At 39.8% G+C, this 10,976-nt stretch carries 10 protein-coding genes; 6 read left to right on the forward strand and 4 right to left on the reverse strand.

Features of this window, described 5'->3' with window-relative positions; translation table 11 throughout:
- Both HYU69_13530 and HYU69_13535 read right to left on the reverse strand, forming a co-directional pair.
- Positions 1 to 1,088 (reverse strand): Nramp family divalent metal transporter (locus tag HYU69_13530; protein ID MBI2271359.1); only part of this gene is annotated, 1,088 nt, incomplete at its 3' end.
- Positions 1,085 to 1,744: a metal-dependent transcriptional regulator gene (locus HYU69_13535; GenBank protein ID MBI2271360.1), complete on the reverse strand. Its 660-nt coding sequence runs from the start codon at positions 1,742 to 1,744 to the stop codon at positions 1,085 to 1,087. The genes HYU69_13535 and HYU69_13530, both read right to left, overlap by 4 nt.
- 127 nt (positions 1,745 to 1,871) lie before the next feature.
- Between HYU69_13535 and HYU69_13540 the strand changes: the two genes are divergently transcribed.
- The 4 genes from HYU69_13540 to HYU69_13555 are packed head-to-tail and all read left to right on the forward strand — an operon-like array spanning position 1,872 to position 5,705.
- A complete protein-coding gene (locus tag HYU69_13540) occupies positions 1,872 to 3,092 on the forward strand; it encodes a c-type cytochrome (protein MBI2271361.1) in 1,221 nt (406 codons plus the stop codon).
- Between the two features lie 3 nt (positions 3,093 to 3,095).
- Positions 3,096 to 3,536 (forward strand): Rieske (2Fe-2S) protein, encoded by a 441-nt coding sequence (locus tag HYU69_13545; protein ID MBI2271362.1) that lies wholly within the window; start codon positions 3,096 to 3,098, stop codon positions 3,534 to 3,536.
- A gap of 1 nt (position 3,537) precedes the next feature.
- Positions 3,538 to 4,764, forward strand: a complete 1,227-nt coding sequence (locus HYU69_13550; GenBank protein ID MBI2271363.1) for a hypothetical protein — start codon at positions 3,538 to 3,540, stop codon at positions 4,762 to 4,764.
- Between the two features lie 47 nt (positions 4,765 to 4,811).
- Positions 4,812 to 5,705 carry an OmpA family protein gene (locus HYU69_13555; protein MBI2271364.1) on the forward strand — a complete coding sequence of 298 codons (894 nt, stop codon included), beginning with the start codon at positions 4,812 to 4,814 and terminating at the stop codon, positions 5,703 to 5,705.
- Between the two features lie 63 nt (positions 5,706 to 5,768).
- On the opposite strand, the gene HYU69_13560 is transcribed toward HYU69_13555, so the two are convergent.
- Positions 5,769 to 7,793, reverse strand: coding sequence for a DUF1929 domain-containing protein (locus tag HYU69_13560; GenBank protein MBI2271365.1), 2,025 nt, complete (start codon positions 7,791 to 7,793; stop codon positions 5,769 to 5,771).
- Between the two features lie 306 nt (positions 7,794 to 8,099).
- Here HYU69_13560 and HYU69_13565 point away from each other — a divergent pair, with 306 nt between their 5' ends.
- Together HYU69_13565 and HYU69_13570 are read left to right on the forward strand one after the other, a co-directional pair.
- A complete protein-coding gene (locus HYU69_13565; GenBank protein ID MBI2271366.1) occupies positions 8,100 to 9,692 on the forward strand; it encodes a PD40 domain-containing protein in 1,593 nt (530 codons plus the stop codon).
- A gap of 2 nt (positions 9,693 to 9,694) precedes the next feature.
- On the forward strand, positions 9,695 to 10,180 hold the full coding sequence (locus tag HYU69_13570; GenBank protein MBI2271367.1) for a GNAT family N-acetyltransferase: 486 nt from the start codon (positions 9,695 to 9,697) through the stop codon (positions 10,178 to 10,180).
- Between the two features lie 8 nt (positions 10,181 to 10,188).
- Here HYU69_13570 and HYU69_13575 read toward each other — a convergent pair whose 3' ends face one another.
- Positions 10,189 to 10,866, reverse strand: a complete 678-nt coding sequence (locus tag HYU69_13575) for an outer membrane beta-barrel protein (protein ID MBI2271368.1) — start codon at positions 10,864 to 10,866, stop codon at positions 10,189 to 10,191.
- Between the last annotated feature and the right edge of the window lie 110 nt (positions 10,867 to 10,976).

Raw genomic sequence — 10,976 nt, forward strand, 5'->3', positions numbered from 1 at the left:
CTTTCACCATTTAAATAAATAACAATGAATGCCGGTACGATCGCTATTAAACGGGTTAAAAGTCTCCTCATCCAGGGCTGGATGCGGAGGTTCAGATATCCTTCCATTATGATTTGTCCCGCCAGCGTACCTGTTATCGTTGAACTTTGTCCCGCTGCTATCAGGGCAACAGCAAACAATACCGGCGCCCACCGTGTTCCAAGCATGGGTTCTAAAAATTTATGCGCGTCCTGTATCTCCGACACGCCAAAAAGCCCGTTACGGTAAAAAGCTGATGCGGCAAGTATCAATATGGCTGCGTTTACAAAAAAAGCCATGTTGAGCGCAATAGTGGAATCGACAATGTTGAATTTTATTGCCTGTTTGATAGATGCAGTATTCCGGCTGAACGCGCGTGTCTGAACCAGGGAAGAGTGCAGGTATAAATTGTGCGGCATTACAGTGGCCCCGATTATTCCAATGGCGATATACAACGCGTTTGAATCCGGAAGATAAGGTATAAAGCCAGTGGCAATCTCTGCCAGATCGGGTTGCGCAAAAAGCATTTCGGCAAAAAAAGAAAGGCCGATGATCGCTACGAGACTTAAAATAAATGCTTCTATTTTTCTTATTCCAAAGTTGATGAGGAATAATAACAGAAAAGTATCCAATACAGAAATGCAAACCCCCGCTAATATAGGGATATGAAATAAAAGTTGTAACCCTATGGCCATTCCTAATACTTCAGCCAGATCGCAGGCAGCTATGGCCACTTCGGCAAGAATGTATAAGCAAAAATTTACAAAGGGAGGATAGCTGTCACGTGAGGCTTGTGCCAGATCACGGCCAGCCACAAGCCCTAACCGGGCACTGAGACTTTGCAGCAGTAATGCCATTAGGTTACTCATCAACAGCACCCAAATGAGTTTATATCCATACTGGCTGCCACCGGCAATATCAGTTGCCCAGTTACCGGGATCCATGTATCCAACACTCACCAGGTATGCAGGACCTAAGAAAGCGAACAGCTTTTTCCACCCACCTTTTTTAAGATCTGTGTTTACACTGCCATGTACTTCCGATAATGATCTATCCTTTTTGGTTGTCATTTTTCAAGTACAAGAATATTTTTAGCTACATCATGACTGATGTGTGTTGATTGTTTGTTTTTTAATTGAATGAATATACTCTGATCATAATCCACCCGATCCTCAATTTTTAATTCGTTTCCCAGCTCCAATCCGGTTTTATCCAGGTAGCGCAGGAAGGCGGGAGAATGATCTACAACTCCTATTATAATACAGTATTTTCCCTTTTTGATCTGCGACATCAATTTAGATTGCTGTATATGCAGCTTCCCTTTCTCGTCCGGAATAGGATCTCCATGCGGATCGAACCGGGGGTAATCAAGAAACTTGTCTATCCGCCTGATCAATTCATCCGATTGAATATGTTCGAGCTGTTCGGCAATATCATGTACTTCATCCCATTTAAAATTCAGTTTCTGAACAAGAAATAATTCCCACAGCCGGTGTTTGCGGACAATGTCCAATGCAATCTTTTCCCCATTCGTTGTTAAAGTAACACCCTGGTATTTACGGTAATTGATAAGCTTCTTTTTCGACAATTTTTTCAGCATATCACTTACCGATGCCGCTTTTGTATGTACTTTGTCTGCGATAGCATTGGTTGTTATGGCTTCCCTACTCTTTTCACAGAGCTTGTATATCGCCTTGATATAGTTTTCTTCGGTGAGCGAATTCATAATTTTTATGCTAAAAAGATGTACAAATATAATAATTGTTTTTATATTTGCCATAATTAAAATTTAGATTAGTCTAAAAATAATTTAAAACTGATTAAATAATAATCTTGAAAACAAACCTTCTCCGATGAAACAAAATCTTGTATTAGCAGCCCTGTCATTGGCTATTATTGGCCTGATCGCCTGTCAAAAGATGCTGCCCAAAACTCCGGATAATGATGAAATCCTAGATGGTCCGGTAGACGGACTCAGCAATTCACAGAACGCGCAGTTCCTGGCCGGTGATATTGCATTCAACGATGAAGTGTTCTCTCCCGAAAAAGGTCTGGGACCTTATTTTGTGGCTACATCCTGTGGCAGTTGTCATGCCGGAGACGGTAAGGGGCATCCATTTACAACGCTTACCCGGTTCGGGCAATCGGATACTACCGGGAATAAATACCTGCAATACGGAGCGCCGCAACTACAAAACAGGTCCATCCCCGGATATGCTCCTGAACAAATACCTGCGGGAGCATCATCTGCGAAATTCACACCACCCGCAAATACAGGATTAGGATTTTTAGAAGCTTTAACCGATGCACAGATACTTTCAAACGCCGATCCGAACGACAATAACGGTGATGGCATTTCAGGTGTTCCAAATTACATTGCTCCTCCATCATTTTTTACACCTAAATGGTATCACCAGTCGGTCGGAGGAAAATACATTGGGCGTTTTGGCAAAAAGGCAGCAGCCATCGACCTCCTGCACCAGACGGTGAACGCCTATAACCAGGATATGGGGATTACTTCTGAATACTCTCCCTATGAACCGGGAATAAACGGCATAGAAGGTATTTATGCCGACAACGTTTCGGAACCAGAGGTTGAAAGTTCGAATGTGCTTAATGTTGTTTTTTATTTACGCACATTAAAGGCTCCTGTTCAACGTAACCAGGCTGATGCTGCAGTTATTGCCGGAAAGCAATTATTCATAAATACAGGTTGTGCCAATTGTCATGTTCAGCAATGGACCACGCCGTTCTCCGATATAGGCGCCCTGAGCAATAAAACATTTTATCCCTATACAGACCTGTTACTTCACGATATGGGGAGTGATTTAGATGATAATTATACGGAAGGAGTGGCTAAGACCAGTGAATGGAGAACGCCTCCATTATGGGGACTGGGTTTATCCAAAAATTCCCAGGGTGGAAAATACTTTCTGCTTCATGATGGACGTGCCACAAGCATTGATGAGGCAATTAAATACCATGATGGTGAGGCTAAAAAGAGTAAAGATCTGTACAACCAGCTAAGTGAAGCAGAAAAACAAAATCTTATAAAATTTCTCGAAAGCTTATAAAAAATGGAACGGAAGGATTTTTTAAAATTATGTGGCGGCTCCTGTCTTGGCCTGATAGGCATATCTGTTTTTACAGAAAGCTGCAGTCCCACTCATTACGTTCAGGGTGTTGTGAATAACAATATGATACGCGTAGCTAAAACAGAGTTTATTGTTCTTAAAAACGATATAACCAATTTCCGTAAATACCTTATTGTAAAAACTGATAAATTGGATTTTCCAATTGTTGTCTACCGTAATTCCGACACTTCCTATACAGGATTATTCATGAAGTGTACACACCAGGGTGTGGAATTAAGTGTTAATGGTGATATTATTACATGTACGGCCCACAATAGTGAATTCAACAATAAGGGAGAGATTATCCAGGGGCCGGCCGATCAGAAGTTAAGATCATTTCCTGTAACCAGTGATGAAACGAATATTTACTTACAACTATCTTAAAATGAACCGAACACTCTTATTTTTTACTCTTACAGCCTTTACCGGTACTTCATTGGCTCAAACAGATTCTTCCCTTATTAAACGTATTCCTGCCGACACAGGTAAGTTACATATGAATATGGACGCGATCTATAATCGTCCTTTCCTGCAAATGGATAAATTACCTGTATCGATCGGAGGATACCTTGAGGCGAACAGCAGCTATTCCGGAACTGATGGTGTGTCGGAAGGATTGTCATTCCGGGTTCCGCGGCTTTCTGTTTTTATCTCTTCAACAATTAAAAAACGGATAAAATTTCTATCGGAGATCGAATTTGAAGAAGGAGGAAGGGAGATCGGGATCGAGTTCGCTTCAATGGATATTGAATTACATCCGTTCTTTAATCTCAGAGGTGGGGTTATCTTAAATCCTATAGGCGCGTTCAACCAAAACCATGATGGACCAAAGTGGGAATTTATAGACCGTCCGATCTCTGCTACCACTATCATTCCCTCTACGTGGAGTAACGCAGGTTTTGGTGTTTTCGGAAAATATGCCTACAACAAATGGGTCTGGGCCTATGAGGCGTATTTAACAAATGGTTTTGATAATACAATAATTGCCAATGACAAGAACCGGACCTGGCTTCCTTCAAGCAAACAAAATACAGAACGGTTTGATGAAAGTTTTAACGGAGTGCCTCTTGTTACCGCTAAAACTGCTATCAGGCACAGAAAAATAGGGGAGGTAGGTATATCATGGATGGGTGGTATTTATAATAAATTTATGGAGGACGGCTTGCAGCTTGACGCGAGAAGAAGAGTGGATCTGTTCGCGATCGATTTCAATACAACTATATCCCATATCAATACCTACATTAATGGCGAATGGGTATGGGCGATGATAGATGTCCCTGTAACATATACGCAGCAGTTTGGAAATAAACAGCAGGGCGGATTTTTGGATATTGTACAGCCAATTATTAAACGTAAAATGTTAGGATGGGAAAAGAGCACTTTAAATATAGCCTTCCGAACAGAGTACGCTGATTATAATGTGGGAATTTTTAAAGAAACAGGGGAGAATATTTCAGATCACATTATTGCTCTTGTTCCGGGCATCAGTTTTCGTCCTTCTCAGCTCACTGTTGTGCGCTTTAATTACAGGTATCATTGGGAAACGGACCTGTTGGGAAATCCGTCATCAAGGACCGCCGGTATCCAATTTGGTTTTTCAACCTATTTTTAAGATCAGCAAATAATTCGGTACTTTGATGTATGCTGAAGTACTGCTATATGGCCTTCTGTTTATCCGTTTCCTTCTGCTGCGCGCAAGTTGATACAAAAACGGGTAAATACTACTCCGACGGACATGGGAAACAGGTTTATCTGCCGCTTGGCGATATTTCCTTTGCCGATGAAGTGATAAGTTTTAAACATGGTAAGCCCCGCGCCATTCCGGGCGCGTTAGATTCTTCCCGGGCTATAGGAGTTTCCGATTTCACCGGTACGGATGAAGGTTTTCTTACATTGGGTTGTAAGGGTTCCCTGGTTATTCACTTTACTGATAATGCCCTTATAAACATAAACGGTCCCGACCTGTATATATTTGAAGTGGGCAAATACATTGAAACTACTGAATTGGCTATATCAAAAGACGGGAAACAATGGTTAAACGTAGGAAAGATCAATGGGGGTAAAGCAAGTGTTGATATAGGTGATTCGGTTAAACCAGGTGAAGTATTCAATTATGTTCGTTTAACCGATCTCGGCGATGACTGCCACGGTTACTGGCCTGGTGCCGATATTGACGCGATCGCGGCGATCGGGGCGGGGAAATACCTCAGTTTAAGATCATCTGTATTGTTTAGTTTTGATAAGGCTATTTTAAAACCCGAAGCCCAAACCGAGTTCGATCAATTGATAGATGAAATTTTAAAGTACCCCGGTTCTCAGATCATTATTGAAGGACATACAGACAGTCTTGGTACAACAAGCTACAACGAAAAGCTCTCTTACCAGCGCGCGCTTGCGGTAAATAATTATTTACGCACCAAATTAACTAAAGAGAAGTACGAAATTTATTACTATGGTTACGGAGCAAAATATCCCATTGCTTCCAATACAAACAAGGAAGGACAGGAGCAAAACAGGAGGGTGGATATGATCATTGTTCCTCCGGAGGAATAGTAAATTTTAATTACCGGGATTGCAAATCATTAACTCTCTTTTGTTATGTTGGGCTTAAAACGATTAATTTACTATTACCTTTTTGGTCAGACCATATGAATTAGTTATTATTTGTATAAAATAAATCCCTTTATTTAACACCGGCACATTACAATTAATTTCATTGAGGTTGCCATTAGAATGAATAATTCTATCTTCAATTAATTTGCCGGTAATATCTGTCCACCTTATTATTATTATTATTTCACCTTCAATGTTGTTTTTAAAATTAATTTTTACATTTTCACCTGATTGAACAGGCATTGGATAGGGTAAAGAATTTACATTTGTCTCAGTTTCCTCAATAGCCATTAATGTTCCACAGGAAGGGCTGATTGATTTTGATGATGTGCCATTGATTTTAATTATTGTGCTTATTGCTGGTATATCATCAACCATAGCTGTAATAAAATAAAAACCCGAAGGTATAATCAATGAATCACTCGGTATTGATACAGTGATCTGCTGACCTTGCTGGGTAAATTTTAATTCAACATATCGCATAGGGTCTGAATGCATAAAATGCGTAACAGCCGGAAGCGTCATTAAAATTACACTTGTCGGAGCGTTTGTTTTTTCAATATCAAAAGTAATTTGTCCCCCTCTGGTAATTATTGTTTGACTAATATTTTTTAGTTCAGGACGAACACCTTTGAACCAATAAGGTGGTTTAAATTCCTCAATAATACTTTTTGGGGGTTCATTTCCAGGTTGTCCTTCACCACCTACCACTATGATCCTTCCATCTGCAGTTAATGTAGCTATAGTATGATATTCTCTGGCATAATTCATTGGATTAAGCCTTCTCCATGAATTGGATGCAGGATCATACATGTCTGCTAAAGCCATATAACCCCATGCGTTTACATTTGTCGGATCTGTACTTTCCTCCTTATAGCCGCCAAGTACTAATATCTTTTTGTCGGGTAAAAGAATTGATTTGCATCTTGAACGTACAGGAGCATAATTGGCTCCAAGAGACCATTGTTGAGTTGCAGGATTATAAATTTCTGTCAGGTTACCAACCACACCGGAATTGAATGACTTATATCCAATTGATATAACTCTTCCGTCACAATAAGGAAGTAGTGTTAGTTCGTGATCAGCGTGATCTCCATTAGGCATACGATTACCCTGAACAAAGTCGCCCGTTAAACTCCATTGTTTAGAAGGTATATCAAATAGCTGTGGCGGACGATGGGTCATTAATACCTTTCCATTGTATAGAGAAATAACTGGAGAAACCTCATTGCCTAAAGCAACGGTATCTGTGGCAACAGATGTATTTAAGATGGGGTCATAAATTTCAGAGCTGTTTGTTCGTTTAGGGTTGTTTTGATTACCACCACCGACTATAAGTAGTTTTTCATTCGGCAAAAGTAACATTGTCGGGTACCATCTGTATCCAATCATATCTGACTCACTTTGCCAGATATTTAAAGCGGGATTATAGGCTTTAACTTTATTTGTCCCCGGTCCATAAACTGCTTGTAGGGTTCCGCCGGCATAAATCATCCTGCCATCAGGAAGCAGGGTTGCAGCTGCACAACCCTGAATTTGCACATCACCAGTTGGGTAACTTACAGTATTACTATCCGGATTAAACAGAAATGGGTCTTGTGAGTTATGACAATAAAATATTTTACCATTTCCCAGCATAACACCTAAATCTGTACCACCAAGTGGTTCCGGTGAATCCATTAATATGTTCCATACTCCCTTGTTACTTTCGGCATTTAATGTATAATTCAGGTTTGTTTGGTTTGAGCTAACATTAACTATACCTGTTTTATACTCCTTTCCCAATGCAGTTATACCTATAGTATAATTATCAGCAGGAATATTGGTTAAGGTAAAATTACCGGTACTCATTGTTCTTTGTTCCTTGAAAAATGAAGTGTCCGCATTAAAAATAATGACTCTTGCGTTGTTGATATTGTTTGAGCTGTTATCTTTTACATTACCGGATAATGTAAATTGGCTATAAGTGTTATTTATAATCAGAATAATCGCAGTAAGCGTCAGGTTATTTGTAGAGATTTTTATCATGTTTAAGGTGAATATTTTAAAATAATAGGGATGGTAGTGGACTAATTCTTGTGTAAATATATAACTTTCCACATAAAAACAGGACGAACCCAAAGCTGTATAGAAGGTATTAGCTGTTGAATTATATGCTGTTTCTATAGGTTTTATTTTTCCTTGCTTTTTTTGAAAAAAATCATGTATACTTGTTTAAGAAAATTGATTATATGTATAACCAAATTAATATCATAATGTCGATTGGATGGATGCCAATGAAATTGTACCATAACAGATATATTATAAGCATTATCAACAAAATAATGAATTGACATGAAGCTCAGTCCAATATTTAAAGTGTTTTTCATACTTATTTTATTCCCATACACAGATTTATTTGCACAACAACCTGTCGAGAATAAGTTTTCCGATTTCAAAACGGCTGAAGAGAAAATGAAATGGGGAAACTATGAAGGAGCCCTGGACGATTTTCTTACTATTCTCGAAAAGGAACCCAGGAACATGGAATGCAATTATAATATCGGGGTCTGCTACCTGAACTCCAATATTAATAAAACCAAGGCTATTCCATATTTAGAAAAAGTTTTGCGGACGAATGATTTTGATCAGAATGCACGTTATTTAATGGGGCGCGCGTACCATTTTGCCTATCGTTTTGATGATGCCATTAAAGCCTATACAGCTTTTAAAGAAGCGGGAAAAGGAAAGCCGGAAAATCTGAAGGAAGTTGACCGACAGGTACAGGAATGTATCAATGCAAAGGAATTAATGAAATTCCCTCTGAAGGTGACATTTGAAAACCTTGGTTTAACTGTTAATTCACCCTTTGCGGATTATTACCCCTTCATTCCTAAAGATGAATCCTTTCTCGTATTCAACTCCAAACGTTCCGGAACAGGTACTGAAGTTAACATAGATGGTGCATATCCTCCGACCATATTTATTTCAAATGTTAAGAATGGCCAGTACACGAAGGCGCAGGTTGTTGGGCCTCCTATCACACTGGGCGATGGCAATGAGGAAGTGATAGGTCTGTCGGGACAGGGCGATAAAATGCTGTTGTATTATTTCAAAGACGGCAAGGGCGACATTTACATGTCGATAACCGATGCCAATAAAGTATTTACCAAAGCCAGGATACTGGGTGACAATGTAAACTCAAAAGGTCATGAAATAGCAGCCTCTGTCACGTCCGAAGGGGACGCTATTTACTTTGCGAGCAACAGGCCGGGTGGTATAGGTGGTGTGGATATTTATGTGTCGCGTATTCTTCCTAACGGATCATGGGGTTCAGCGGAGAATCTCGGTCCGGAAATTAATACAAATCAGGATGAGGATTTTCCTAATATTTCACCCGATGGAAAAACGCTTTACTTCAGTTCCAAAGGACATACAAGTATGGGTGGTTACGATATCTTTAAAGCTGACCGCGATGAAGAAGCGCGTAAATGGATAGCAGTTAAAAATGTTGGCTACCCGATCAATACACCTGAGGATGATATGAACCTGCGTATGTCTGAGAATGGACGCTATGCTTATATATCCGCTTTGCGTGAAAAGGGTATCGGCGACCTGGATATTTACCGCGTAACTTTTGATGATGTTGAACCTCAGTATTCTGTTATACGGGGTGTATTTGATTCCTATGACCCTAAGAAAAAAGTGAACCCTGCGGATGTTTTCATCACTGTTACTGATAATAAAACACAGGAGATATATGGCAATTATCTTCCAAACAAAACCAACGGTCATTATGTAATAATACTTCCGCCCGGTACTTACCGTATGGAAGTTGAGGCTGCGGGTTTTCAAACACACGCTGAGATCGTAAATGTGTTGGATAAAAGCTCACTTGATACGGAAGTGAATAAGGATATTACATTGAAGGTTAAGCTACCTGAATAATAATGAAACTGCTATTCAAAAAGGCTGAACCTTCCGACATACCTGTTATTGCGCAGTTGGCTGATAAAATCTGGAAAAAACATTACCCCTCGATCATTACAATGAACCAGGTCACCTATATGCTTGACCGCATGTACTCACCCCTGAGTATTCAGCAGCAAATGAGTGATGGTCATGAGTTTACTATTGTATATGAAAGCAACGAAACCCTCGCTTATGCTTCGGTAAGCCGGAATGGAAATAATTATTTTTTGCATAAGTTTTATGTTGATACAGAAAAGCACGGGCAAGGTATTGGACAACACTTGTATAACTATCTCATTTCAAAACTGGAAAATCCCCAAAGCATTGAGTTAACAGTGAATCGTCAAAACATTAAAGCCATTAATTTCTATTTCAAAATGGGATTTGTCATTGACCGCATTGCCGATTTTGATATTGGTGACGGTTATTTTATGAATGATTTTGTGATGATACGGAAGTTTTGAAGATAAGGTTAGAAATGTACAATAAGTCCAAATCCTGCATTCAAAAGGCCGACGGCATTTTTGCTAATTTGGGAGGTAAAGATGGTTGTATATTTTACCTGCCCGAATAATGAGAGTTGTTTATCTAATCTGAAATTTACGCCAACACCCGCGTTGACACCCAAAGGATTTTCATTAACATAATTACGTATGATCTGGTAGTTCCCCTTCTTATCAAATCCATCCAGCGGATTGGTTTCTAAAAACGCGTAAGTGACCCCCAGTAAACCATAAGGCTGCCAGCCTTTAATCGTTTTCATGTTTGCTTTGACATTCGCTTCCATATAAATAATGCGAAGATCGCAACCAACGAGTTCTGTATAAGGGAGACCGGCATTTGAACCTAAAACAGGGAAGGTTAAGGCGTATACCTCCCTGTCAATTATTTTCATACGGGAATATCCGGCAGCAAACTCAGCGGTAAAAAGAGAGTGAATCCAATACTGAAAGGCCAGTGCGATAACAGGCGAGGTATGATAATGCCTGGTAAAATCCGCATCGGAAACTGCGAATAAATATCCGCCATTAATGCTCAATCCATATTTACTTAGCGAATCATTTGTATTAGTTGATGTAGACTGAGCCGCTGAGCAGAGAGGCAAAGCTGCAATAAAAAATACCAGGCCCGCAAAAAGTATTTTATTCATTCTGTTACAGGAATATAAACCTTAGTTTCACCTTGTTTTTTGGTTAGAGTTACGGCCAATCCGCCCTTAACCCTCTGCTGAATGGAAGGGTCCCAGCCCACCGCAAATAA

Source organism: Bacteroidota bacterium (genome assembly GCA_016183775.1).
GTDB lineage: Bacteria > Bacteroidota > Bacteroidia > JABDFU01 > JABDFU01 > JABDFU01.

Bases quoted from the DNA above. Each gene is read 5' to 3' on its own strand.
- HYU69_13560 (MBI2271365.1), bottom strand. From the start codon at position 7,793: ATGATAAAAATCTCTACAAATAACCTGACGCTTACTGCGATTATTCTG.
- HYU69_13555 (MBI2271364.1), top strand. From the start codon at position 4,812: ATGGCCTTCTGTTTATCCGTTTCCTTCTGCTGCGCGCAAGTTGATACA.
- HYU69_13565 (MBI2271366.1), top strand. From the start codon at position 8,100: ATGAAGCTCAGTCCAATATTTAAAGTGTTTTTCATACTTATTTTATTC.
- HYU69_13535 (MBI2271360.1), bottom strand. From the start codon at position 1,744: ATGAATTCGCTCACCGAAGAAAACTATATCAAGGCGATATACAAGCTC.
- HYU69_13545 (MBI2271362.1), top strand. From the start codon at position 3,096: ATGGAACGGAAGGATTTTTTAAAATTATGTGGCGGCTCCTGTCTTGGC.
- HYU69_13540 (MBI2271361.1), top strand. From the start codon at position 1,872: ATGAAACAAAATCTTGTATTAGCAGCCCTGTCATTGGCTATTATTGGC.
- HYU69_13575 (MBI2271368.1), bottom strand. From the start codon at position 10,866: ATGAATAAAATACTTTTTGCGGGCCTGGTATTTTTTATTGCAGCTTTG.
- HYU69_13550 (MBI2271363.1), top strand. From the start codon at position 3,538: ATGAACCGAACACTCTTATTTTTTACTCTTACAGCCTTTACCGGTACT.
- HYU69_13570 (MBI2271367.1), top strand. From the start codon at position 9,695: ATGAAACTGCTATTCAAAAAGGCTGAACCTTCCGACATACCTGTTATT.